At 54.6% G+C, this 24,178-nt stretch carries 21 protein-coding genes and 1 pseudogene; 7 read left to right on the forward strand and 15 right to left on the reverse strand.

All coding sequences use genetic code 11. The annotated features are described in order from the left end of the window. Positions 1–150: 150 nt before the first annotated feature. The 10 genes and pseudogenes from QN378_RS06100 to glgA all read right to left on the reverse strand — a co-directional run bounded on the left by QN378_RS06100 (position 151) and on the right by glgA (position 14,197). Positions 151–807 (reverse strand): glycosyltransferase family A protein, encoded by a 657-nt coding sequence (locus QN378_RS06100; protein WP_322203407.1) that lies wholly within the window; start codon positions 805–807, stop codon positions 151–153. Further along, positions 804–1,403, reverse strand: coding sequence for a class I SAM-dependent methyltransferase (locus QN378_RS06105; protein WP_322203409.1), 600 nt, complete (start codon positions 1,401–1,403; stop codon positions 804–806). Before QN378_RS06105 ends, QN378_RS06100 begins: the two co-directional genes overlap by 4 nt. Next, entirely contained in the window at positions 1,400–2,158 is a 759-nt protein-coding gene (locus tag QN378_RS06110) for a PIG-L family deacetylase (RefSeq protein ID WP_322203411.1), read from the reverse strand. Before QN378_RS06110 ends, QN378_RS06105 begins: the two co-directional genes overlap by 4 nt. Beyond that, positions 2,155–3,231 carry an acyl-CoA dehydrogenase family protein gene (locus QN378_RS06115; protein WP_322203414.1) on the reverse strand — a complete coding sequence of 359 codons (1,077 nt, stop codon included), beginning with the start codon at positions 3,229–3,231 and terminating at the stop codon, positions 2,155–2,157. The genes QN378_RS06110 and QN378_RS06115 overlap by 4 nt, the downstream gene beginning before the upstream one ends. Then, the gene (glgX, locus tag QN378_RS06120) at positions 3,228–5,426 is read right to left on the reverse strand and encodes a glycogen debranching protein GlgX (RefSeq protein WP_322203416.1); all 2,199 of its coding nucleotides are present in this window, start codon (positions 5,424–5,426) and stop codon (positions 3,228–3,230) included. Before glgX ends, QN378_RS06115 begins: the two co-directional genes overlap by 4 nt. Before the next feature lie 166 nt (positions 5,427–5,592). Continuing rightward, positions 5,593–5,904, reverse strand: a pseudogene (locus QN378_RS06125) (DUF2934 domain-containing protein); the annotation flags it as partial. 17 nt (positions 5,905–5,921) lie between these two features. After that, complete coding sequence (locus QN378_RS06130; RefSeq protein ID WP_323546213.1) at positions 5,922–8,717, reverse strand: malto-oligosyltrehalose synthase; 2,796 nt, start codon at positions 8,715–8,717, stop codon at positions 5,922–5,924. Further along, positions 8,714–10,792, reverse strand: coding sequence for a 4-alpha-glucanotransferase (gene malQ, locus QN378_RS06135; protein WP_322203422.1), 2,079 nt, complete (start codon positions 10,790–10,792; stop codon positions 8,714–8,716). Before malQ ends, QN378_RS06130 begins: the two co-directional genes overlap by 4 nt. After that, on the reverse strand, positions 10,782–12,596 hold the full coding sequence (gene treZ, locus QN378_RS06140; RefSeq protein ID WP_322203423.1) for a malto-oligosyltrehalose trehalohydrolase: 1,815 nt from the start codon (positions 12,594–12,596) through the stop codon (positions 10,782–10,784). The genes malQ and treZ overlap by 11 nt, the downstream gene beginning before the upstream one ends. A 14-nt stretch (positions 12,597–12,610) precedes the next feature. Beyond that, complete coding sequence (glgA, locus tag QN378_RS06145; protein ID WP_322203424.1) at positions 12,611–14,197, reverse strand: glycogen synthase GlgA; 1,587 nt, start codon at positions 14,195–14,197, stop codon at positions 12,611–12,613. A 795-nt stretch (positions 14,198–14,992) separates the two neighbouring features. Between glgA and gnd the strand changes: the two genes are divergently transcribed. The 4 genes from gnd to QN378_RS06165 all read left to right on the forward strand — a co-directional run bounded on the left by gnd (position 14,993) and on the right by QN378_RS06165 (position 20,232). Then, entirely contained in the window at positions 14,993–15,970 is a 978-nt protein-coding gene (gene gnd, locus QN378_RS06150) for a phosphogluconate dehydrogenase (NAD(+)-dependent, decarboxylating) (protein WP_322203425.1), read from the forward strand. Then, entirely contained in the window at positions 15,970–17,499 is a 1,530-nt protein-coding gene (zwf, locus tag QN378_RS06155; protein WP_323546210.1) for a glucose-6-phosphate dehydrogenase, read from the forward strand. The genes gnd and zwf overlap by 1 nt, the downstream gene beginning before the upstream one ends. Beyond that, positions 17,496–18,314 carry an HAD family hydrolase gene (locus QN378_RS06160; RefSeq protein WP_322203427.1) on the forward strand — a complete coding sequence of 273 codons (819 nt, stop codon included), beginning with the start codon at positions 17,496–17,498 and terminating at the stop codon, positions 18,312–18,314. Before zwf ends, QN378_RS06160 begins: the two co-directional genes overlap by 4 nt. 97 nt (positions 18,315–18,411) lie before the next feature. Continuing rightward, entirely contained in the window at positions 18,412–20,232 is a 1,821-nt protein-coding gene (locus QN378_RS06165; RefSeq protein ID WP_322203428.1) for a glycoside hydrolase family 15 protein, read from the forward strand. 17 nt (positions 20,233–20,249) lie between these two features. Here QN378_RS06165 and alkB read toward each other — a convergent pair whose 3' ends face one another. The 3 genes from alkB to QN378_RS06180 form a co-directional block, all read right to left on the reverse strand. Then, positions 20,250–20,930: a DNA oxidative demethylase AlkB gene (alkB, locus tag QN378_RS06170; protein WP_322203429.1), complete on the reverse strand. Its 681-nt coding sequence runs from the start codon at positions 20,928–20,930 to the stop codon at positions 20,250–20,252. Between the two features lie 97 nt (positions 20,931–21,027). After that, on the reverse strand, positions 21,028–21,207 hold the full coding sequence (locus tag QN378_RS06175; protein WP_322203430.1) for a hypothetical protein: 180 nt from the start codon (positions 21,205–21,207) through the stop codon (positions 21,028–21,030). 31 nt (positions 21,208–21,238) lie between these two features. Next, entirely contained in the window at positions 21,239–21,544 is a 306-nt protein-coding gene (locus QN378_RS06180; RefSeq protein WP_322203431.1) for a DUF1883 domain-containing protein, read from the reverse strand. A gap of 164 nt (positions 21,545–21,708) precedes the next feature. Between QN378_RS06180 and QN378_RS06185 the strand changes: the two genes are divergently transcribed. After that, positions 21,709–22,062, forward strand: coding sequence for a hypothetical protein (locus tag QN378_RS06185; protein WP_322203433.1), 354 nt, complete (start codon positions 21,709–21,711; stop codon positions 22,060–22,062). Between the two features lie 33 nt (positions 22,063–22,095). Continuing rightward, a complete protein-coding gene (locus QN378_RS06190) occupies positions 22,096–22,326 on the forward strand; it encodes a hypothetical protein (RefSeq protein WP_322203435.1) in 231 nt (76 codons plus the stop codon). A gap of 73 nt (positions 22,327–22,399) precedes the next feature. Here QN378_RS06190 and QN378_RS06195 read toward each other — a convergent pair whose 3' ends face one another. Then, entirely contained in the window at positions 22,400–22,681 is a 282-nt protein-coding gene (locus QN378_RS06195) for a hypothetical protein (protein WP_323546205.1), read from the reverse strand. A 110-nt stretch (positions 22,682–22,791) separates the two neighbouring features. Then, a complete protein-coding gene (locus QN378_RS06200) occupies positions 22,792–22,983 on the reverse strand; it encodes a hypothetical protein (protein WP_322203438.1) in 192 nt (63 codons plus the stop codon). Between the two features lie 292 nt (positions 22,984–23,275). Between QN378_RS06200 and galU the strand changes: the two genes are divergently transcribed. After that, the gene (gene galU / locus QN378_RS06205) at positions 23,276–24,115 is read left to right on the forward strand and encodes a UTP--glucose-1-phosphate uridylyltransferase GalU (protein WP_322206863.1); all 840 of its coding nucleotides are present in this window, start codon (positions 23,276–23,278) and stop codon (positions 24,113–24,115) included. Positions 24,116–24,178: the final 63 nt, after the last annotated feature.

The following is a 24,178-nucleotide window of genomic DNA, read 5'->3' on the forward strand; positions in this document are numbered from 1 at the left end:
GGGAGGACAGATTTCCCGGGCAGCCAACTATTAGACGCTATTGAGTTTGTAACGAGTCGGCTACCGACCAAGGCGGGGAGGCGGACACAGCGTAATTGTGGACTTGGCGAATGAGTTTTATCTCGAAGAGAATCTAGTTTTCACTTCGGTTCAAGCATTTACCAGCGATCTCAGATAATCCCCAAACCCACCCGCGGCGCGACAATCAAGTCGGGTGCTGGTCGTTACTCTGGGGCCGCAACTCCACGCGATTCGCGCGCCGCATAACTCTAGTTGTTGAACAAGTGTTACGTCTTCATGGCAGGCCAAGGGCGGAAATCCTCCGGCACGGACGTAAGCAGTCGCGCTAACGCCAAGGTTGGCTCCATGGATATGACGATGCCCGTCGCCATTTTGATATGCCTGCAAGTAGCGAGTTTGTACTTCAAGCGGAATCTCTGCGTGCCATTGACCGGGTATTACTGTGCCGCATACCGCATCGGCTTCTAGCGCTAACTGCTGCACCAACCAATCTTCGGCGACAGTGCTGTCGGCATCGGTGCAGGCGATCCAGCGCACTCCTTGCTCTAGCAACACTCTGGCGCCGGCAGCGCGGGCCAAACCAACGTTACGCACGGTCAACTCCAAGGTTAATACTCCGAGGCCCTGCGCGATATTCGCCGAACTGTCGGTACAACTGTCTAGCACTACCAGCACCAACACTGCTTCGCTATTCAGCGCTGGGTGCTGAGCGGCTATTAGGACGGTCTGAAGGCACAAGCTCAATAGCTGCTCTTCGTTATGAACGGGAATCAGTATTCCGATCATCGCAACCCCTCCCTTTGAGCCACAGACATCGGATCTCTGCTCCAGAGGTCCAGCAAAAAATCCTCCTCCTGATGGGCAAATAATCGGCGCATTGAGAGTCGCTCTCGCAGGCGCTTATGGACTTGGTCTGCGGTTTGCGGACAGCCCTCAATGGTCGAGCGCCAATGGCAGGCGAGTATCTCGCCGTTTGATGCCAACGAGGCGAGAGCTCGGTCGATCCATTGGTCCAGATCAAGCGGGTCTAGGTAGTAACCCAATTCACTGAAAACGATCAGATCAAAGGTTTCGTCGGGCCAATCATTCGGTAAACGGGCGTGAAGCACCCTAACGTGATCAAACCCTCGTAGTCGCTGCTTGGCGAGATCGACTGCAATTTTAGACGTGTCGCAGCACAGCAACCGATCACCACGAAGCGCTAACTCCGCGCTTAGCTCTCCGTTGGCGCAGCCCGGTTCGAAAATTGCGGTGTAATGGTCACGTGTCAGAGCCGCTAAAGTCAGGGCTCTTTTACGTCGTTCATACCATCGCTGTTTAAACGCCCAAGGGTCGTCGCAGTGTTCAAAAAGCTGCTGGAAGTAATGGTCGCCGACGCTCATAGGAACACCACTTCAAACGGTTGCAGCAGTCGCTCTAGTACATGGGCGGTCAGCACCGGTGGCAGGCCTATTTCGGGATCACCTTGCAGCTGGCTGGCAAAGGCGTGGGCCGCATAACGTTTCCGTGCGATGGTCATGGGATCAAGCAGAATTTTTCGCGCGCGTGGCCAAGGAATCACTGGATCTTCGGGCTGCGCCCAATGCCATGCCCATATAGGCACCTGATGACACTGCGCACCCACGTTTTCGGCGGCACGCAGGGTCGCTCTTCCGGCGGCATCGTGGTCGCTATGACCGTCATGATCCCAAGTAACGAAAACGACGTCGGTGGCGCGCAGGTAGCGTTCTATGAATCCGCACAGACCATGTTCATCTTGGGCGACGGCACTGTCTCGGAAACCGCCACGAATCCATTGCAAACGATGCAAAGGCAAGTCAAGACGGCGCAACGCTTCTGCGGATTCCTGGGGCCGAATAACTGCCAGCCTTTCGATCGGCCATGTGCTCGAGCCCGGATGGCTGGCGCTGCCGTCAGTCACCGAAATTAGCTGCATGGCCCGACCCAGCTGTGCCAGCTGTTGCATTAGGCCGCCGAAGCCCAGCACCTCATCATCGGGGTGAGGTGCCACAATCACCGCCCGAGAACCAACGGGTACGAGTAGTTCAGCGCTCATGACGGGAAGTTGCGCCAAGCTTTTGGAGTGATTCCAGGTTTGTAGCGACGTGCCCTCGCCAACTATCAAATTTACGCTCATAGCCCCCACATCCTTGTCGGCTGACGGCCAACGTCTGGCTCACTGTCGAGTGAGTGGTTGGTAAATGAATTACTGGTGAGTTGCCCAAGCGCGGCGAGGTCTCGTTCGGCATGGCTTTGGCGCAGAAAAACAGGCAAATCAGCGCTCAGACGTGCGAAGTGCGAATCCTTGCAATAGGGTCCGGCGCCCAATGCTCGGCCGACGTGCTGGATCACGAGTTCGACAGAGGCTTCAACCACCGCTCGACTGCGCCGCGCTATGTGCTCGGCATTGATAGTCGGTTGATCATCAATGTATTGAGCGCTGCTGCGCAATACGCTTGCTGCGCTGTGCAACGCGGTATCGACCGCCCCTAAATGCGCCAGCGCATGGGGTTCTCCGTGTTTGTTAGCCTGCACTAACAAGCGGCTTGCGAGGGAATTAGCCGCCCCATACCAGCAGGCGGCAATACCGATTCCGCCATGCCAAAACCCGAACCGCGACAGGTATTGTTCTGGGAAGCCGACTTGATAGCCCTGCGCCCGTTCAAAGTGCACTTCCACGCTCCCAGTGGCGGCCATGCCCACCGCACGCCATCCCTGCGTGGTGACCCTAACGCCAGGTTGATTTAGGGAAACCGCCACCAATTGCTGCTGATTTTCATCGTCCCACGCGGTTACTAATGCGTGACTGAGGACGGCCGCGCCGGAGCACCAAGCCTTGCGGCCATCTAAACGAACAGCTTGTGCATCGCCGTTTTTAGTCACGCCACCATCTATGCTGATAGAAACTCTGGCATGGGGCGGTTCAGCTGCCCACATACCCCAGGTGCTGCCGACTGGGGGAGGCGGGGCGACCAATTCGGCCATGATCGCTAGTGCGTCGGTGTGCCCTTCATACAACTTGCACAGTCCCAAATCATGACCGGCTATACAAGCTAAGCCCCGCCAGCGGGCGAGGGTCTGACCATTGGCGGGTAGGGGAAGCTGATCAAGCCCCTCATATACAAGTGCTTGCAAGCATTCGCCCAGCGCTTTCGTATCGGCATAACCGTGCTTGCGCCAACCCAGAAATTCGCCGAGCGCCTGACTCATGCCTGTTCTTCGTGATGCAGTTCGAACAGCAGCAGGGATCGCGGTGTGACGGCGTATTGCGTTTCAAAAGGCAGCTGATCATTACCTCGGATATCCGGCTCGTTGGTATCGACCAAACGGGTCCAATAAACGCCTTCCGGAACTTCGGGCAACGTGAAGCTGACCACCTCGTGGTGTGAATTAACTACTAACATCAACGTTGCGTCTGCACCGGGGCGTCGGATCCCCGTTACTTGCGCACGGCCATCCATCAACATGCCCAAGCAGCGGCCATTAGTGTCTTCCCACTGCTCAATGGTCATTTCACTGCCGGTTGGCGCGAGCCACGTCACGTCCTTGACACCGATTTCTTCGTTGTAGTCGCCCACCAGAAAACGCCCACGTCGCAGGATCGGATAGCTTTGGCGCAGCTTGATCAAACGGCGGACAAATTTAAGTAACGATTTGCCGTCTTCGTCCAGGTTCCAATTGACCCAGCCAATCTCGCTGTCTTGGCAGTAGGCGTTGTTATTGCCGTGTTGAGTGCGGGCAAATTCATCACCTGCTACCACCATGGGTGTGCCTTGCGCGAACAGCAGCGTGGCGAAAAAATTGCGCATCTGCCGTAAACGCAGGGCATTTATTTCAGGGTCATCCGAGGGGCCCTCTACACCATGGTTCCAAGAGAGGTTGTTGTTGCTGCCGTCTTGGTTGTTTTCATCATTATCTTCGTTGTGCTTGTCGTTGTAGGACACCAGGTCGTGCAACGTAAATCCGTCATGGGCGGTTATGAAGTTGACCGAGGCAAAAGTACTGCGCCCTCGTTGATTGAACATCTGCCCAGATGCGGTCATGCGCGCAGCAAAGTCCGACAATTGAGCTTCGTCGCCTTTCCAAAAGGCGCGCACTGTGTCCCGAAACTTGTCGTTCCATTCCATCCAGCCCGGTGGAAATCCGCCGACCTGATAGCCGCCAGGGCCGCAATCCCAGGGTTCGGCAATCATTTTCATTTGGCGCAGCACCGGGTCTTGACGGCAGGCCACCAAGAAGCTGTGGCGTTCGTCAAACCCGTCGTGATAACGGCCAAGAATGGTAGCGAGGTCGAAACGAAAACCGTCGACGTGCATTTCTGTGGCCCAATAGCGCAGCGAGTCTGTGACCATCTGCAATACGCATGGATGGCTGAGGTCCAGCGTGTTTCCAGTGCCGGAGTCGTTAATATAGAAACGCTTGTCGTCCGGCATTAGGCGGTAATACGAGGCGTTATCAATCCCGCGCATGGACAACGTCGGCCCTAGCTCATTGCCCTCGGCGGTGTGGTTGTAAACCACGTCAAGTATCACTTCCAGACCCGCATCGTGAAGGTGCGCAATCATCTCCTTGAACTCGGCGATCTTACCGTGAGCAAGGTAGCGGGGGTCCGGGGCAAAAAAGGCGATGCTGTTATAGCCCCAGTAGTTGGTCATGCCTTTTTGCAACAAATGCTGGTCATTGACAAACGCATGGATCGGTAGCAATTCGACCGAGGTGACTCCCAGCTTACGGATGTGCTCGATGACCTCGTCGTTCCTTAATCCGGAGAAGGTGCCACGCAGGTCTTCAGGGACAGCCGGATGCCGCATGGTGAAACCGCGCACATGAGTTTCATAAATGATGGTTTTATCCCACGGCACATTGACTCGTTGATCGCGGCCCCATGTATAGGCGGGGTCAATGACTTTGCTTTTAGGGACAAAAGGCGCGCTATCGCGCTCATCGAAACTTAAGTCACCGTCTTCATGGCCAATGGTATAGCCGAACAAGGCCTCAGACCATTTGAGCTGGCCGACCAGTTGTTTCGCATAGGGATCGATCAGCAATTTGTTGTGATTGAAACGATGGCCTTTTTGCGGATCGTAAGGACCGTACACCCGATAGCCGTAGATCAAGCCCGGGTGGGCATCGGGCAAGTAGCCATGAAAAATCTCATCGGTGTATTCAGGCAACTCAATACGTTCCAACTCCACTTCACCACTGGAGTCGAACAGGCAAAGCTCAACTTTGGTGGCGTGGGCGGAGAACAGCGCGAAGTTGACGCCCAGGCCGTCCCAATTGGCACCCAGCGGAAAGGGAAGCCCCTCACGGATTCGTGAAGTTACTTGCTCACTACTGTCTTTTGATGAAGGTGTTTGTTCCTCACCCAGATCCTTTGATGCTTTAGTGTGTGACGTACTCATAAACATTCCCTGCGGTTTGATGCTTTCTGGTACGCGGCCGAAGTCTTCACCGCGGGCGTCAGAAGCCCTAATGTGGGTGGTTAGTTCAATCGGAACTGCCGCAGGTATCGGAGGTTAAACCCATCCCTACGGCCTTACACTTCGCGAGATTATTAGGTCAGGTCGCGGAGGGTTTACGGGGTGTGCCTGGCTTCTTTGCAGACGCTGCTACCGGAGCCGCTGCCGCTCTGGAAGTCGGTTTGGAGGCCGCTTTTGCGACGGGCTTGGACGCTACCGGCTGAGTGTCAGCTACGCCGTCAACCTTGGGCAACTTGGGCTTGGCCGTCTTGCGCACATCCTTTTTATCGGGTGCCAACGCTTCAGCTTCGGCCAGTTTGCGGGCCATTTCCCAATGGCGCTCACCCTGGCCTTCAGGTTGCCCTTCTGACTCCCAGATTTGGTACGCAAATTCCCGAATACGTTTCTCGTCGGCACTCATCTTGGCACTCCCAGGTATTACACAGTTTGGATAATCAGGTTTACAGAAAACATTCCGAGTGCCGCACTAAGCAGCAGCTCCTTGCCCATTGAAACTGCCGCCTCGGAAAAGAGCCCCTTCCAACGATGGCTGGTCTCAGCAAATGGCAACACCACTCGTGTGTCGCCCCAACTATCTGCATTGACTAATGGAGTTTGCGCGGTGCCCAATAGTTCAGTGATTAATCGCGGCACGATTACGACCGCATGGTGTCCGTCGCTCTCTCGCGCAAACGCCAGAACGTGATCGGCATATGTACCCAGCACGCGCAAGGGAATGTAACGACCTCGGCTGAACAACCGAGAATGTTGAGCACGCAGGTTAAGTGCACGATAGATCAACGCCTGCTTGATCCTGCCATCCTGCCAGTGCTCAATCAGCGCCTCAGGGCTCAGCGCTTGCGTGAGTGCCTCGACTCTAGCGGGATAGTCCACTGGACGACGGTTGTCTGGATCTACAAGACTAAAATCCCAAAATTCGGTGCCCTGATACAGATCAGGAACCCCTGGGGCGGTGATTCGCAACAATGCTTGAGTAAGGCTGTTTAGAGCACCAGCGACGGCAATACGATTCGCCGTAGCACCCAATGATTGGCGTAAGGCCAGGCCCTCAGGCGCCAACAGCAGCCCATTGAGGAAGTCTCGGCAAGCGTGTTCATACGGCTCATTCGGCGTGCTCCAGCTGCTTAATAACTTGGCCTCCCGAAGGGCTTTTTCTTGCCACTTAACTACCCGGTCTGCGAACGACTCGAACGCAGCCTCACCATCCATATTCAGCGGCCAACTACCGAGTAACGCCTGATAAAGCATGAGTTCGTCACCGGCGCTGATGCTGACCTCGCCTACTTTTAACGGGCCTGCCAATTGTCGCCAGTGCTCGACTTGCTCGGCATACCAACCCGCGTATTCACTTAATACTGCCAGCCGTGTGCGGGAGTCTTCGCCGCGCTTGTGATCATGGGTTGCGGTGGCCAATAGGTTGTCCGGAAAAAACTCGGCGCGACGTTGGCAGGCTGCATGAAAATGTTCGGGTGTTGCGCTGAAATGCTGAGGGTGAAAGCCAACGTCATTGCGCGAGAGCAGCACTGCTGAGCGGTAAAACGAGGTGTCCTCAACGGATTTGGCGGCGACCGGTGACGTTAGTTGCTGGAAGCGCACGCAAGCATTGCGGTGGAGCTTACGCAAGCGACCCAGTGGCAATTCACGCCAAGGTTGTCCGCCGAGCCAGCGCTGCAAATACTCCAGCACTGGCCAGTCAGCTTCGCTGAGGCTAAGTCGAGCGCCTTCGAGGGCCTGTTGAAAAAAACGGTCATCTTCGGCCGAGCGCCCACCTGCACTGATGTAGGTTCGGTAGATTGGAAAGTTAACCACAAGCGCCAGAAGCGCCCGGCGAATTGCGCCAAAGGTCAAATCACGGCTCATGAGATCGCTGCGGGCTACTTGCAATAACGCCTGAGCGACGCTTTCAAAGTCACCGGCCAACGTGCCGTGCAACACCAAATTCCGAGCTTCCAGCACCTCCTGGTTGAAATCGGCGGTACGCCCGCTAAGCCGGCTCCATAGTTCGCCAAGGGGTGCTTCGCCGTTAGGGTCGTGCTGCAGCAACGACACCTGATTCATGAATTCATAACCGGTGGTGCCATCGACACCCCAGTTCAACGGCAATTGTTCGTCAGGCCCGAGGATTTTTTCGACAAAAATGGGTATGTGACTGATTTGACTCGCAACGGGGCGTTGCCAGAGCAGCCCCTGAACTCGTCGGCGCAGCTTTCGGCAGTAAGCACGTGGGTCCGCGAGGCCATCGATGTGATCAACGCGTAAGCCGTCCACTAGGCCCTCGCTGATCATTTCGAAAATTTTACCGTGGGTCGCTTCGAACACTATCGGTCGTTCGACCCGCAAACCGCCAAGTTCATTGATATCGAAAAATCGTCGCCAATTGATGTCATCGCCCGCGGTACGCCAACTGGCCAAACGATAATGCTGCCGTTCCAGAAGTTGATGAAGTCGCTCAAAGCCTTGGGTTTCACTGGCGTCAAATTGCTTCAGACCACGCTCAATAGCCTTGAAGACATCCGGCTGCTGCGAGAGCTCAACCAATTCAGCACGGGCCTGTCGGGCGCGCTCATAGGCTTGCGGATAGTGTTCAAGTGCGGCAAAACGTTGGCTCAACCCAATGAGCTTCGGGTGTTGTGCCGCATCGAGCAGCGGGGCGTAGGTGCCGGGGTTGATGGGGAAGCGGTGCTGATAATGCTCAATGTAAAACCCACCAACAGTTGCATCGAATCGCAACGGAATTTCTCCCGCTTGCAGTACGGTGCCGTAGTCACTGCTCAGGAACGGCAGCAGTAATTGACCTTCAAGCAATGGATCAGGCGAGTGCCATTGAATGTCGAAAAAGTCGGCGTATGGGCTGCGACGGCCCCACTCCAGCAGGTCCAACCACCATGGATTGTCCGAACCACCAACCGCCATGTGATTTGAAACGATGTCGAGGATCAGGCCCATGCCGTGTTTGCGCAACGCACTGACCAGCCGACGCAACGCAGGTTCGCCACCCAGTTCAGGATTGATCACCCGCGGATCGACCACGTCATAGCCATGCATTGACCCGGCCCGGGCCTTGAGCAACGGCGAGGCGTACACGTGGCTGATTCCCAAGCGGGCGAAGTAGGGTACCAGCGGCACGGCGTCGTCTAGGGTAAACCCCTTATGAAATTGCAGCCGCTGAGTGGCGCGTAAAGGTTGTAACGATGGGTTAGGAGGGATATTCATTGATCACGCTCCGCAGCTTGTAGCCGTGCTTGCGATAGCAATTCAAGACGGCGGGCAGCAGTTTCATCATCAAGCAACGTTGCACTGTCCCCAGGAAGTCGTCGGCGCCAGTTGGGATGGCTATCGATGGTGCCTGGCAAATTTGATTGCTCTTCAACGCCAAGTGCGTCCTCCATTGGCAGCAGCACCAGCGGCGCACGGGTATGACCTAGATAGCGGACACTGGCATCCACAATCTGCGCGGTTTCATTGAGAGAGTCGCGAAAGTTTGCCCAGTCTTGGCTCAATGCTTGACGCAGTCCTTCGCGCTCGCGCTGTCGGTTATCTCGCGCTTGGCACTCAGTGTCTTCATCGATCAGGCCCAGGCCCCGACTCCAATCGATATCCAGTTCATTCCACCAACCGGTAAGCGTTGGCAAATCGTGGGTGCTGGTGGTGGCCAACGCTTCGCCGGACCATTTCAGAATCGGTTTGAAATGGGCGTTGTCTTGTTCAAACAATAGGACGCGCATGCCGAGAATTGCTCTGGCTGACAGCTTGTCGTGCATGCCTTCGGGAACGGTGCCGAGGTCTTCGCCGAGCACCACTGCTTCGTGACGCAAGGATTCCAGGGCGAGCAAACGTAGCATGTCGTCCAACGGGTAGTTGAGATAGGCGCCCTCGCTGGGCGACGAGCCAACCGGCACCACCCACAGGCGTTGCAAGCCCATGACATGGTCAATACGCAAGCCGCCGGCGTGAGCAAAATTAGCTCGGAGCATCTCGATAAACGCCCGGAAACCGTTTCGTTTCAAGCCATTGGGTGAAAACGCTGAAATTCCCCAACTCTGCCCTGAGCGATTGAGGATGTCTGGCGGGGCGCCCACGGTCAGTGCTGACAGCAACTCATCCTGCCGGCTCCAGGCCTGGCTGCCCGCGCCGTCTGCGCCGACGGCCAGGTCGGCAATCAGGCCCACGCGCATGCCGCTGCTGCGTGCTGCGACTTGCGCACGCTGCAGCCCTTGTGCAATCAACCATTGGGCGAAGGCATGGAAACGAATTTCGTCGCGGTATTCGTCCGCGAAGTCAGCTACAGCTGTGCTTTGCGGGTTTTTAAATTCTTCTGGCCATTCACGCCAATCCTGGCTCATGCCACGGGAAAGGCATTGCGCCTGCAGCGCTTCAAAGCGGCAGTGATTTTCTAGCGCTTCGCCGCCCTTACTACAAAAGCTGACAAAATCTTCATTCAGCGGATGCGTGCCATTGCTGAAGCTCGCATACAGAGCGTGTAGCAGCTTCCATTTGGCCGCCGCTGCTGCTGGCCAATCGATCAGCGGCAGCCCTTCAAGACGCTCGAATTCATCGTCTAGCTCGGTATTTTCAAGCGCCACGCGCAAGTCGCGCTCACCGAGGATGGTGCCTGGGGAGGCATACAAGCTATTAAGGAATAAACGGCTAGAGGGTGAGTAGGGGCTGTAACGATGGGGGTCGCTGGCAAACATTGCGTGCATCGGGCTGATCGCAACTGCGTCGGCGCCGCGTTCTCCGGCAGCGCGAACGAAAGACTCTAAGGCCTGGATGTCACCAAATCCACCGTCACCTTGGCGCCGCAAGGAATACAGCTGCACGGTCAAACCCCATACCCGTGGGGTGGGTGTCTCGATTGCCATGGCCATGCTGAAGCAGGTTTTCGGTGCTACCGCTATCGTCAGGGACTGGCCGTCGATCAGCAACCGGTGGTAGCCGACAACCCCCGGCGTCGGCAGCTGCACGGTTTCAGTCAGTTCGCCGTTGAGGGTGACGCCTTCTTCAAGCTCCAGCACAAAAGGAGTATGGGGTGCGAACCAGCTCGAAAGATCCAGCGTATGACCGTCATCCACCGTCAGCAGGGGCGGCGCGCTGTGTTGTATATCCGACTCGCTCAAACGTTGCAGGCTGATTTCAATATCGTGAGTGCTATAGGCGGGGTATCCGAGGCCTTCCAGCACTCTGCACAATACGTCTGGGGCGACGGTTTGTGGCCGTCCGTTAGCGTCGACCCAGTGGACCGACAGCCCCGCGCGAATTGCCAATCCATGGAGTTGCTCATTGCTCATCCTGTTCCTCCAAAACATCGATCGCTGTCAGGCTGACAATTGCCGTGTAGGGGTTGAGGGTGCCGTGCCGAGAAAGTTCTGCTGCATGCGGCGGAGTTTCAAAAAGTACGGTGCCGCGTTCACAGGGGAATACATCAACGGCACGTTCGCCCAAGTTCAAGTCCATGCGTAAAACGCTACCATCGCCCATGCGCCAGCGTGCAATCAGGGCTCCGCGGCCCAGCACATTGGCCTCCAGAGGTTCGGCTCCAACAAGGCGCGGCATGATGTATTGGTGACGCAAAGAAAGCAGTTGCTTGTACAGTGCGAGCCACTGCTGGTGATCGGTCCCTTGATCGGTTTCTAAAAACACTACGTCAAAGGCCGGACGCGACTTCTCGAAGGTGCTTCGGGCATTTGGGTCAGGAATACTCTCGCGTGTTTTCTCGTCGGAGAACGCCGGAAAATCAGCAAATTCGCTACGACGACCTTCACGTACTGCTTTGGCCAACTCGCCGTGGTGACTGGTGAAAAACAGAAACGGTTCGCTAGCAGCCCAGTCATCACCCATGAACATCAATGGGATCATCGGCGACAGCAGCAACAACACGGTGGCGGTGCGCAGAGCGGCACCTGGGGTTAACAGCGGAAGACGTTCGCCGTACGCCCGATTACCTATCTGGTCGTGATTTTGCAAAAACAACACGAATGAACTAGGCGGCAAATGCCCACTCGGTTCGCCCCGTTGGTGGCCATGACGATTGTCTTCGCCCTGGAAAACGAAGCCTTCGCTTAGGCAACGGGCCAGTTTTTGTGTGGGGTCGTTGGCAAAGTCAGCGTAGTAAGCGTCGCTTTCGTCGGTTAGCAATACGTGCAGCGCGTTGTGCCCGTCGTCGTTCCACTGAGCATCAAAGCCTTCTTCCAGCAAACTGGCCGCGTTGTGCTCATTTTCCAAATTCAGCCAAACCACTCTGGGCGCATCAATGCGCTGACGTACTTGCGCTGCAAATTCTTTAAGAAACGTAGGGTCTTTGATCTGGTGCACTGCATCCAGTCGCAAACCATCGAAGCGATAGTCCAATAACCACATCAGTGCATTGTCGATAAAAAAATCGCGGACTTCGCGGCGACGAAAATCGATAGCAGCGCCCCAAGGCGTTTTAATATCTTCGCGGAAAAACCCCTTGGCGTAATTGCCCAAGTAGTTGCCGTCTGGCCCAAAATGGTTGTAGACCACGTCCAAAATAACCATCAAGCCGTGCCCGTGAGCGGCGTCGATCAAGGCTTTTAGCTGGTCGGGGGTACCGTAGGAAGATTGTGGCGCATAGGGCAGGACTCCGTCATAGCCCCAGTTGCGATCACCGGGAAATTGCGCCAAAGGCATTAGCTCGATGGCGGTGATGCCTAGTCCTGCAAGGCGCGGCAGCAGTTTTTCGACCTCGGCAAAACCGCCAAGCACACCAACATGCAGCTCATAGATAACCGCTTCATGCCACGGACGTCCTGCCCATTCAGGGTGTTTCCACGGATAAGTAGAGTGATTGATTACTCGGCTTGAAGAATGCACATCGCCAGATTGAGCCCGTGAGGCTGGATCGGGCACTTCCAGATCATCGTCGATCTTATAGCGATACAAAGTTCCGGCAGGGCAATAGGTCTCCAGCACGAACCAGCCATTGGTCTGCGACAACATCATTGCTGACGGCTGGTCGTCAAACTCGACACTTACGGATTGGGCGTCCGGCGCCCATAGGGCAAACCGGGTATGTTCTACATCCAACATGACAGCGCCGTGGCGCCAGTTTTTATCCGTGCGCATAGGCATTCGTTCAACCCCTTTTAATTGTGGACAGTTGCACCCACATTCTTTTTCAGAAGCTCCTGGTACAGCTCTGCGTAAGGTTCAACCGCTTGATGCCAGTTGAAGGGCGCGGCCATTGCGCGGCAACGCATTGCATTGAGAAGCTCGGGATTTGCGAACACTTTGATCGCCCTGGTTAGTGCCTCCGCGTAGCTTTCTATGGTGGCGTCTTCAAACAAGAAACCGGTGACACCATCCTCAATGGTGTCAGCCAGGCCACCGGTATTACGCGCTACCGGCAATGAACCGAAACGCTGAGCGTACATTTGGCTCAAGCCGCAGGGTTCGTAGCGCGAAGGCATCAATAGAAAGTCGCTGCCTGCGAACATTCGGCGGGCATCGGTTTCATTGAACCCGACGCGAACGCTGACCTGACCGGGAAAGCGCAGCGCTAAAGCACGCATCGCGTCTTCTTCCTCTGGTTCGCCGCGGCCGATAATCGCGATTTGACCGCCCGAATTGACTATGTGCTCAGCTACACCAATGGTCAGGTCCAGCCCTTTTTGGAACACCAACCGTGAAACAACTGCAAAGAGCGGCCCCTTCGACGGTTTAAGCTCAAACAGTTCACGCACATAGTCGGCGTTGATTTCCTTGCGCTGCCATTCATTGGGCTCAAACCGGCAAATCAAGTGTTCATCCGTAGCGGCATCCCAACTGGCATCGATGCCGTTTGGAATGCCGCTCAGTAGGCCTTGCTCGGCTTTGCTTTGTAAAAACCCCTCAAGCCCGCAACCGAACGCCGGGGTGGTGATTTCCTTGGCGTAGGTCGCGCTGACGGTGGTGATGTGACTGGCGTACGCCATGCCAGCCTTGATAAACGAAAGCTTGCCGTAGAACTCCATGCCTTCGGCACCAAGGGCCTGATCGGGAATACCCAACTCACGATTACAACCGGTACTGACCGTCCCTTGATACGCAAGATTATGAATCGTAAAAATGCTCGGGGTACTCTGCCCACGCCACTTCATGTAGGCAGGTGCCAGGCCGGCAGGCCAGTCGTGGGCATGAACCAACTCGGGGCACCATTGGGTTTTTACCGCACCTGCAGCAAAATCAGCGGCGGCAAGGCCCAATCGAGCAAAGCGAATATGGTTGTCCGACCAGTCACGGCCGTTGTTGTCACCATAAGGCGTACCTTCGCGCTCGTATAACTCGGGGCAGATCAGGACATAAATGACCAGACCGTCTTTCATATCCATCCGGCCAATTTTGCACGGCGGTAGAGCGGCATAACCGCTTAACTCACTAATAACGTGAATCGGATTTCCGCTATTTAATACTTGTGGATAGCCAGGAATCAGCACTCGGACATCGTGCAGGTGACGCATGGCTCGCGGCAGTGCAGCAGATACATCGCCAAGCCCTCCGGTTTTCACCAGATCAGCTAACTCCGACGTCACGAATAGGATCTTTCTTCTATTCGTCAGGGTCGTAACCGTCGGCTGTGAGGTCGGCAGCATCAGTGGAGCGCTCGTCGATGCGAAGACCGGCAGATGGGTCGGCTCGCTGGCCGGCTGATGAAAACTCTCTCCCTTCTGGGTTTTGACAGCGGCGCTAATCATCTTTTTCTCCCGTTATAAATACAGTGTTGGTGCAGCTCTCGACTTGTTATTAGCCATTCCATACGGCTGAGCACACAAGCGCTACGCAAGAACGGTACCCATTTACCGGATGCGTGATAGCAGAAAAGGGGGCAGAGCCCTAACTCGGGTTACGCCAATAGCTTAGGCTCTCTTTCATGATGACCCACCGATGTATCAGAAAGTTTCGATTATTTTTTCAAAGTGGCGTGGCGTGGGGGTCTGGGTCCAATAGGCCGGGTTCCAATGAAATATTACAAGCCATTTATTAGCTGAAACGCACTTTTTTGAGGTATGTCAAGTAGAGCGCTGAGACCAAGACCATTGGTCGGATTGTTCGACAATGACCTGTAACGTCGGCCTTCTGAAATAAATCCGCTTAATAACTCGCCTGCAATCACTAGTGAACCTTAAGCAGCGCCATTTTCCAGTGCGTACTTTTCGTATTTAAGGAAAAATTTGGCTAATTTGTGTGCACAAAAAAAACGCCTCGTACTGACTCGGTTGGATTGGGGTAAAAAGAGGGCAACATTGATAGCCGGAGCGGCAAGATGCAGCGCATCAGGGACCAGACCCACAGCGGAACGTTAACAGGCGTATCTGGTCCGAACACTCGTGACCCACGCCTGCGCACCTTCTGAAAAATATTGAAACAGGCAGGCTCACCCAGGCCCCCTGCCTTCGACATATTCTGGTACGAATGCTGCGCACTACTGGTTACGTACCGCTGGGCTATAAGGTGAGGCACCCCTTTCTTCGTATTAAGGAGCACGCCACATGCAACTTGGGATTATTGGACTGGGCCGCATGGGCGGCAATATCGCAAGACGGTTGATGCTTAATGGCCATACAACGGTTGTGTTTGATCGCGATGAAAGCGCTCGCGTCGTGCTAGCTAAAGAGGGCGCTACCGCTGCGGTTGACCTCAATGAACTGGTTGCCCGGTTAGAAAAACCGCGTGCGGTGTGGGTCATGCTTCCGGCGGGCGCTCCTACCGAAGACACGATTAATACCCTAAGTGAAATGTTGGAACCCGGCGATGTAATCATCGACGGGGGCAACAGCTTCTACAAAGACGATATGCGTCGTGCCCAGATGCTGACTAAGAAGCAACTGCATTATGTTGATGTCGGTACGTCAGGAGGAGTGTGGGGTCTGGAACGCGGCTACTGCATGATGATCGGTGGGGACTCCGCCGTAGTTGAGCATCTGGATCCGCTATTCGATAGCCTTGCTCCCGGTTACGGTTCTATTGAGCGAACCAAGGATCGTAACGCCACCGATGACCGTGCCGAGCGCGGTTATATTCATGCTGGCCCGGCTGGTTCCGGACATTTCGTAAAAATGATTCACAACGGCATCGAGTACGGAATGATGCAGGCGTTCGCCGAAGGGTTCGACATTCTCAAGATGAAGAACTCGGAAAACTTGCCGTCTGAGCAACGCTTCGATCTCAATGTTGCCGATATCGCTGAAGTTTGGCGTCGGGGCAGCGTGGTTTCTTCTTGGCTGCTGGACCTAACCGCTGATGCGCTGGCCACTGATCCTCAGCTCAATGCTTACTCCGGCAATGTGGCCGACAGTGGCGAAGGTCGCTGGACCATTGATGCGGCGATGGAGCAATCAGTGCCAGTGCCAGTGCTCTCCAGCGCATTGTTTGCTCGATTCCGCTCGCGGCAGGAAAGCACCTATGGCGATAAAATGCTCTCAGCCATGCGGTTCGGTTTTGGCGGCCATAAAGAAGGACCAAAATAATGGGACTGTCGCGTACAAAGTCCAATCAAGCGCCTAACGTTGCCCCGCCAGCCACACTGTTTCTGTTCGGTGCTCACGGTGATTTGGTCAAGCGGTTGCTGATGCCGGCGCTGTACAACCTCAGTCGTGATGGTCTGCTGGGCCACGGCGTCCACATTGTTGGCGTTGACCATAATGCGATCAGCGATGCCGACTTCGCGAAGAAGCTCGAAGATTTTATTCGCCAAGAGGCGGCAAACAAAGTCGCCGAAGGCGCAGCCGAGCCGCTGGACCCCGAATTGTGGAGCGATCTGGCTAGCCGTATCAGCTATGTGCAGGGTGACTTTCTAGACGATTCGACCTACAACGACATCGGCGAGAAAATTAAAGCCACCGGCACCGGCAACGCTATTTTTTATCTGGCCACCGCACCGCGTTTTTTCAGCGAAGTCGCCAAGCGATTGGGTTCGTCGGGATTGCTGGTCGAGACCGATGACTGCTTCCGACGCGTAGTGATCGAGAAGCCGTTTGGTTCCGATTTACCCAGCGCGGTGGCCCTTAACGCCTGTCTGCTAAAGGTGATGGCTGAGAAACAGATCTACCGGATCGACCATTACCTAGGCAAAGAAACCGTCCAGAATATTATGGTCAGCCGTTTCTCCAACGGATTGTTCGAATCGTTCTGGAATAACCATTACATCGACCACATTCAAATCACCGCCGCCGAAACCGTAGGTGTTGAGACTCGAGGCAGCTTTTACGAGCATACCGGTGCGTTGCGCGACATGGTGCCCAACCACTTGTTCCAGCTGCTGGCGATGGTTGCCATGGAGCCACCAGCCGCTTTCGGTGCCGATGCGGTACGCGGCGAAAAAGCCAAGGTCATTGGCGCTATTCGCCCTTGGAATGAGGAAGAGGCGCTGGCCAACTCGGTACGCGGACAGTACGCAGAAAGCACGGTGGACGACAACAGCATTGCCGGTTATCGGGAAGAGCCCAATGTAGCTTCGGACAGCACCACTGAGACATACGTAGCACTGAAGGTGATGATCGACAACTGGCGCTGGGTGGGTGTGCCGTTTTACCTGCGCACCGGCAAGCGCTTGAGTGCCCGCGACACTGAAATTGCGATCTGCTTCAAACCCGCGCCGTATGCTCAATTTCGCGATACCGACGTTGAGCAGCCAAAGCCCAACTACCTGAAGATTCAGATTCAGCCTAACGAGGGCATGTCGTTCGACCTACAGGCAAAGCGCCCAGGGCCAACGCTGGACATCGTAGACATCGAATTAGGGTTCGCTTACAAGGACTTCTTCGAGATGTTGCCGTCAACCGGCTATGAAACCTTGATTTACGACTGCTTGGCTGGCGATCAAACCTTGTTCCAACGCGCGGATAACATTGAAAACGGTTGGCGCGCCGTGCAGCCATTCCTGGATGCCTGGGCCAAGCATCCTCAAGTCGAGCAGTACAAAGCGGGTGAAGAGGGGCCTGCTGCTGCCGATGAGCTGTTGAAACGTGACGGCTTCGAATGGCGCTGCATCGGATGAGTGCCCCCGCGCAACCCCTCATCCAGTTTTTGCTTTCCGACATCGACGGCACGTTGTTAGGTCCTGACCACAGTCTGAGCCAGACCAATGTCGACGCGATCAATCAACTGCGTGCTGCCGGGATCCACTTTACGTTGGCTAGCAGTCGACCCCCCAGGGCCATGCTCCAGCAGATCGAAGCGTTGGGCATCGATCTGCCTACTGTGGCATTCAATGGTGGCCTGATCACCCACCCCGATGGCCGAGTGTTGTCCGCCCACCGTATTCCAAGTGCGGCGGCCAGAGCAAGCCTGGCGATGTTTACCGGCCAGGATTGCTCGGTGTGGGTCTTCGCCGATGATCAATGGCTATTGCGCGATCTCAACGGCGCGTTAGTTGATCATGAACGCAAGACATTGGGTTACGACCCAGTGCTGGTCTCCAGTTTTGAGCCGTATCTGGATCGAATCGACAAAATCGTTGCCGCCAGCGCCGATCATCAACTTTTGAAAAATCTGGAAGCACGGCTCAATCCGCAGATCGACGGCCTGGCGTTTGCATCAAGGTCGCAGCTGTATTACTTGGACGTGAATGCTGTTGAGGCTAACAAAGGCAACGCCTTGGTGACCCTTGCCGAATTTTTGGGAGTGCCGCTGACCCAGACTGCCGCCATTGGTGACGGCAGCAATGACGTGGCGATGTTCCATGTGGCCGGGCTGTCAATTGCCATGGGCCAAGGCGAGGAGAGTGTTCGCAGTCAGGCAGATCACGTCACTGGCAGTAATCTGGAGGACGGTGTGGCGACAGCCATACGGCGTTACATTTTGCCCGGCTAAACGACTTGATTGCTCAAAACAAGGCTTCATCCTGCAGGCCCCATGCGAGCGGGGGCCTGTCGAAAAATCACTCACTGACCTTTTCGGATATCTATCTATGGCCGCATTGATTGAAGACTATGCATTGCTAGGCAATTGCAAAACTGCCGCGCTAGTCGCCAAGGATGGTTCACTGGATTGGTTATGCTTCCCCCGATTTGATTCCCCTGCGTGTTTCGCAGCGTTGCTGGGCGATAGCAACAATGGTCGCTGGAAAATCGCTCCCTCAGATCCCATCACGTGCACTGAAAGGCATTACCGCGAAGGTACGTTGATTCTCGAAACTCTGTTTGAGACTGACAGCGGGCGCGCCATGCTGGTTGATTTCATGCCCACCGAAACGGGCAGTAGCGTGGTTCGAATCGTGGTCGGTCTGGAGGGCCACGTCGAGTTCGACATGGACCTGGCCATACGTTTCGATTACGGAAGCAGCGTACCGTGGGTTGAAATGAAAGATCCGCGCACACTCACAGCCATTGCCGGTCCGGAAATGCTAATTCTGCATACACCGGTTGAACTCTATGCTCTCGACCATCACACCGGCAGTCACTTTGCTGTCGAGACCGGCCAGCGTCAGGTGTTCGTGCTTAGCCATCAGGTGTCGAATCATCCCGTGCATTCCGGAATCGACGGCGAAGTGGCGCTGAAGAAAACCGAGCACTTTTGGCTGAAATTTTCCAGCCGCTGTCCAGAAGTGGGGCAGTGGTCAGCACAGGTCAAACGTTCGCTGATTACCCTCAAAGCGCTGACCTATGAGCCCACTGGCGGGATCGTTGCGGCGGTCACCACATCGCTGCCGGAACAGCTGGGCGGTGAGCGCAACTGGGATTACCGATTCTGTTGGCTGCGTGACGCTACCATGACCTTATTGGCGCTCATGAACCTTGGTTACTACGAAGAGGCCGATGCCTGGCGCAGCTGGCTGTTACGCGCAGTGGCGGGCAACCCAGAGCAGATCCAGATCATGTACGGCCTGGGTGGTGAACGACGACTGCCAGAGTACGAGCTGCCATGGCTGGCGGGCTACGAAAACTCGGCTCCAGTACGTATCGGCAATGCGGCGGCCACACAAGTGCAGCTGGATGTCTTTGGCGAAGTGGCCGACGCCATGGTCCAGGCCTCGAAAGGTGGTCTGCCCAGGCCGCCGCGCAGCGCTGCGATCATCAAGGTGATCATGCCGTTTCTGGAGACTGTCTGGCACCGTCCGGATAAAGGGATTTGGGAGATGCGTGCTGAGCCTCGGCATTTTACCCACTCCAAAGTCATGGCCTGGGTCGCCTTCGACCGAAATTCACACCTTGCTGAACAGTCTGCTGAAAACGATGAAGACCGTGCCCTGGCAGTCCATTACCGGGCCATCGCTGACGAGATTCATGCTGATGTGTGCCTTAACGGTTTCGATACCCAGCTAGGCAGCTTCGTGCAAACCTATGGTTCAACGTCATTGGACGCGAGCCTGTTGCAGATTGCCTTGACGGGTTTTTTGCCCGCCAACGATCCCAGAGTCTTGGGTACAGTGGCCGCCATCGAGAAGGCCCTGTTGCAGGAGGGTTTATTGCTGCGCTATGACGCTGATCGCACCGTGGATGGAGTGTCGGGCCACGAAGGGACATTCCTCGTGTGTTCGTTCTGGCTGGCCGACGTTTATGTACTTCTGGGCCGCTACGAAGACGCTGTTGCGTTGTTCGAGCGGCTATGCGGACTATGCAACGATGTGGGCCTGCTCGCCGAGCAATATGATCCGCGAGGAAAACGGATGCTGGGCAATTTTCCCCAAGCGTTCAGCCATATTGGCATCATCAATACCGCGCTGAATTTGCATCGCTCAGCGTGTCCGGCGGTGTCGAGGGCCAATGGTCGTAGCGAAACTGCAGCCTGATAGCCAGTAGCGATTAATTACTCGGCTTTACGAAAGGTAAAGTTGATGCGTTGATCGCCTAGCAAGGGGTGGTGGGCTAATTTAAGCGGTAGCACACCGTGATAGCGCAGCCGGTCTTCGCCCCCCCACACAACAACGTCGCCATGGAATAGAGAAATTCGCTGGGCTTTGGCGCTCCGCTCCGGTCCACCGAATAGAAAGGTCGCTGCAATACCCAATGAAACCGAAACGACTGGCCACTGGTAGCTGCGTTCGTTTTTATCTTGATGCAAAGACATTTTCGCGCCGGGCACATAGCGATTGACTAAACAAGCATCGGGGGTGAATCCGGCAAAGCCACATTCCGTCGCTGCAGCCTGAGCCAATTGCATGAATACTTCAGGTAGTGCTGGCCAAGGATTGCCAGTTTCTGGATCGGTTCGGGTATACCGATAACCGTTGCGATCGGTGACCCAGCCAACGTCGCCGCAGTTGCTCAACGCGACCGACATGGTAAAACCACCGGGGGTCGTCATGTGCCTAAAAGGGCATTGCTCGACAACGTGCTGCAACGCCGTTAGCAGTTGGTCTATCAACGGAAGCGCAAAGCCTCTCAGCACAAATGACCGTGGACCAATAGGCTCCGTGCGGGGAGATTGAGCGACATCTTCGGCAAACAGACTTAATGTATGGGGTTCTGAATCGATGCGCTTGAGCATTTCTATCCCCCTGCGAAGCATCCAATACACAGCCCCTGATGGCCGCATCTGTCGACAGTGATCAATAAACGCCCAAGCCTGTGATCGAACCCAGCGCCTAAAGCGCTTTGCTGACTTTTACATCGGTAACCTTATCGTCGCTACCGCTGTGCATCTTTTCAAGGGTGGCGGTGGCTTCTTGCGCAGAAGCTGATTGCAATTGGGCAAACTCAAAACGGCGTTCACCGTTGAGTTTGTAGCTGATGGCATATTTAGTGGTAGGCGTAGGTTTGCTCACTAGCAGTTCCTTTCAGACGGCATTTAACCTGTCAACTCAACCGCGTAGCCGAGCGACGAACGATTTTGATGGTGTGAGTAAACTCGGGCTTGCGTCCGCCACCGGAGTCGGCTTTGCGGCCAGCAGTGTCAATTGTGATATTCCAAAAGCCGGTGCTCGGTGCTGCTATTTTTGCTGGAAATCGGTCAAAAGCGCCGCCGTGATAGGTGTGACGACCGCCGTTTTTAAAACTGCGAAAATTGGCATCGTTCATTAAGCGGATGTTACAGAGCTGGGAGCACTCGATAACGACAATGTCGTCTTCGTTCAAGTGCTCGCGCTGATGTACAAATTTCATGGTGTCTCCGAAAAGGCTTTTTCTACAAAATCAAAAAGATAGCATGGGAGCGGCGGCATTTATCGGTCGTGAGTGGTTTTATTACGGTTATACCCGATAAAAGTGCCTAAATAGGGATCTATTCGGTCATAAGCGTGTCGTAGATCTTTTAGTGGAGTGATTTTATGAAAATAGCGGTGGCGATTTTGGCACTTGCAATGACAGGCTGCGCAACGGTTGCAGACCTTGAGCATTCTCTCCCGACCTTGAGTGTTATTTCCGGCAAAAGCCCCCAGGCTTATGCCGACTGCGTAGCTCACAAGCTAATCGACAGCCGTAAACCGCCTTTGGTTGAACCTCATCATGACGGTTTGCGTATGATTATCGCGCAGAAGTTCAGCTCTGACCCTGCTGCGGTGTTATTGATTGAGAGCCGCAGCAACAATGGCAGCTCCATCAAGCTCTATGAGCACTTTTCTAACGTGCCAATACGGCCAAAAGATGTCCAAAACGCCGCTACTGCCTGCATTTCCGGTTGATGGTCAGCAAACACCCAAATTGATGGAGCGGTAATGAAGCGCGAAGAAGTAAAGCAGCACCATACCGAAGGCCATATTTCGGCTACACACATCATTCAAAACCCAGCAGTAGTCGGCGAGTGGATCGTTTTTTTCAAGAAGAGCGAAGGCAGAAGTTTTTTTTTGGTGGATGACAGTGATGAGGTCGAATCTTTCAGCCAGTTGGACGACCTGGTATTAATCGTTCGTGGATTGGGAATCAAGTTTGCAGAGATCCACCTCTAGCAGTGTGTGCCACTGCACAACGCGGCTTGTGAACTTCATAAGCTCGCCCTATTCAGCGCGCCGCCAGTATTAGTTATTTACACAGCACCACCAAGCTACGGCTTTTATAGTTGCCGACGTCTACCCCAAGGGTCTTATCGCTTTCTTTGGGTTGTGGGGTGCCGTCAGTTGCAACAATGTTATAGCCTTTGTCAGGGCAAGAAATGTCGGCTTTTTGGTAGCAACTGTCCCATGACATCGCTTCACCCGAGCAGTCAATACTGACGCCTTGTTGGCCGTTATTTAGGTAGGTATTTGAGGCTGTAGCGCAACCGGCGATTCCCAATACTGCGACAACCCACAAAATTTTATTCATGATTTCTGTGCTTCACAGTTAAGACGCCGGTGAGTGAGAGGAAACTCAGTAGGGATGGTTCGATCATCCAATGATGTGATCGTTGTTCCTCGCCACAGCGGGTTTTGTCTTTAGGATTTCGGACCTGAGCGACGACGAGTGTGAGCCTTGGGCTGGTCTTGCAATACAGCCGCCACTTCGATTGCAGCGCTTTCAGAATCGAACGGCCCGGCGATTGCTTCGCCGGTGGCGTCCGATACCCACCACTGACCATCTTGAAGTTTATTGATCAGGTACCCGTTTACATTCTTGACTTCAGACATCGTTAAATCCCGCTCATTGGTTCAAACGGCACATAATAGGGCGCATGCCGATACGCTGCACATAAATCCCACGGAGTCGTTGGTGCTCAGCTAGGCTTGGCCGAGCTAATACCATCCATCCGGGCTGCTGTCGGTCAAGGGCTGTCTACCGCGCAATGGAACTATCGTGCCCTAAATCTCTCTATCTACGCAGAGGACGGCCAGTAAGGCATTGTAAGGTGCTCTGTGCCTGATTAGACTGCGCCGCAATCAGCTACAGCCTTTTTTATTAGGGAATTATATGAGCCAGAATGTGATCAAGAAATGCTTGTTCCCAGCAGCCGGATACGGCACGCGCTTTTTGCCAGCGACAAAAGCCATGCCCAAGGAAATGCTGCCAGTGGTTAACAAGCCGCTGATCCAGTACGGCGTTGAAGAGGCACTTGATGCTGGCTTGAAAGAGATATCCATCGTTACCGGTCGTGGCAAGCGTGCTTTAGAAGACCACTTCGATATTAGCTATGAGCTTGAGCATCAGATCAAAGGTACCGACAAAGAAAAATATTTAGTCGGTATTCGTCGAATTTTAGATGAGTGCAGTTTTTCCTACACTCGCCAAACCGAAATGAAAGGTCTTGGCCACGCGATCCTCAGCGGTCGCCCTTTGATTGGTGACGAACCGTTCGCCGTAGTATTGGCAGATGACCTTTGTGTAAACCTTAACGGTGATGGTGTTTTGACCCAAATGGTCAAGCTCTACAACAAATACCGTTGCTGCATCGTTGCCATCCAAGAAGTACCGGCTGATGAAACTCAGAAGTACGGAGTTATCGCGGGGGAAGAAATTCACCCGGGCCTTTACCGTGTCAGCCACATGGTTGAAAAACCAAAGCCTGAAGACGCTCCTTCAAATCTGGCCATTATCGGGCGTTACATCCTGACTCCTGACATCTTCAAAATGATCGAAGACACCCCGCCTGGTAAAGGCGGCGAAATCCAGATCACTGACGCGCTGATGAAGATGGCGGAAGAGGGCAACGTACTGGCTTACAAATTCAAAGGTCAGCGTTTTGACTGTGGCGGCGCCGAAGGCTATATCGACGCGACTAATTTCTGTTTTGAAAATTTCTACAAAACCGGCAAAGCCTACTGAGTTTTTGCCTTATTTTTTGTAGGACAAAGCCACCGCTAGGTGGCTTTGTCGTTTATGGCTGTT

It is taken from the genome of Pseudomonas sp. 10S5, assembly GCF_035019745.1.
GTDB lineage: Bacteria > Pseudomonadota > Gammaproteobacteria > Pseudomonadales > Pseudomonadaceae > Aquipseudomonas.

Excerpts from the sequence above, each read along its gene's own strand:
- QN378_RS06100 (WP_322203407.1), bottom strand. The coding sequence starts at position 807 with ATGATCGGAATACTGATTCCCGTTCATAACGAAGAGCAGCTATTGAGC.
- QN378_RS06105 (WP_322203409.1), bottom strand. The coding sequence starts at position 1,403 with ATGAGCGTCGGCGACCATTACTTCCAGCAGCTTTTTGAACACTGCGAC.
- QN378_RS06110 (WP_322203411.1), bottom strand. The coding sequence starts at position 2,158 with ATGAGCGTAAATTTGATAGTTGGCGAGGGCACGTCGCTACAAACCTGG.
- QN378_RS06115 (WP_322203414.1), bottom strand. The coding sequence starts at position 3,231 with ATGAGTCAGGCGCTCGGCGAATTTCTGGGTTGGCGCAAGCACGGTTAT.
- glgX (WP_322203416.1), bottom strand. The coding sequence starts at position 5,426 with ATGAGTACGTCACACACTAAAGCATCAAAGGATCTGGGTGAGGAACAA.
- QN378_RS06130 (WP_323546213.1), bottom strand. The coding sequence starts at position 8,717 with ATGAATATCCCTCCTAACCCATCGTTACAACCTTTACGCGCCACTCAG.
- malQ (WP_322203422.1), bottom strand. The coding sequence starts at position 10,792 with ATGAGCAATGAGCAACTCCATGGATTGGCAATTCGCGCGGGGCTGTCG.
- treZ (WP_322203423.1), bottom strand. The coding sequence starts at position 12,596 with ATGCCTATGCGCACGGATAAAAACTGGCGCCACGGCGCTGTCATGTTG.
- glgA (WP_322203424.1), bottom strand. The coding sequence starts at position 14,197 with ATGATTAGCGCCGCTGTCAAAACCCAGAAGGGAGAGAGTTTTCATCAG.
- gnd (WP_322203425.1), top strand. The coding sequence starts at position 14,993 with ATGCAACTTGGGATTATTGGACTGGGCCGCATGGGCGGCAATATCGCA.
- zwf (WP_323546210.1), top strand. The coding sequence starts at position 15,970 with ATGGGACTGTCGCGTACAAAGTCCAATCAAGCGCCTAACGTTGCCCCG.
- QN378_RS06160 (WP_322203427.1), top strand. The coding sequence starts at position 17,496 with ATGAGTGCCCCCGCGCAACCCCTCATCCAGTTTTTGCTTTCCGACATC.
- QN378_RS06165 (WP_322203428.1), top strand. The coding sequence starts at position 18,412 with ATGGCCGCATTGATTGAAGACTATGCATTGCTAGGCAATTGCAAAACT.
- alkB (WP_322203429.1), bottom strand. The coding sequence starts at position 20,930 with ATGCTCAAGCGCATCGATTCAGAACCCCATACATTAAGTCTGTTTGCC.
- QN378_RS06180 (WP_322203431.1), bottom strand. The coding sequence starts at position 21,544 with ATGAAATTTGTACATCAGCGCGAGCACTTGAACGAAGACGACATTGTC.
- QN378_RS06185 (WP_322203433.1), top strand. The coding sequence starts at position 21,709 with ATGAAAATAGCGGTGGCGATTTTGGCACTTGCAATGACAGGCTGCGCA.
- QN378_RS06190 (WP_322203435.1), top strand. The coding sequence starts at position 22,096 with ATGAAGCGCGAAGAAGTAAAGCAGCACCATACCGAAGGCCATATTTCG.
- QN378_RS06195 (WP_323546205.1), bottom strand. The coding sequence starts at position 22,681 with ATGAATAAAATTTTGTGGGTTGTCGCAGTATTGGGAATCGCCGGTTGC.
- QN378_RS06200 (WP_322203438.1), bottom strand. The coding sequence starts at position 22,983 with ATGTCTGAAGTCAAGAATGTAAACGGGTACCTGATCAATAAACTTCAA.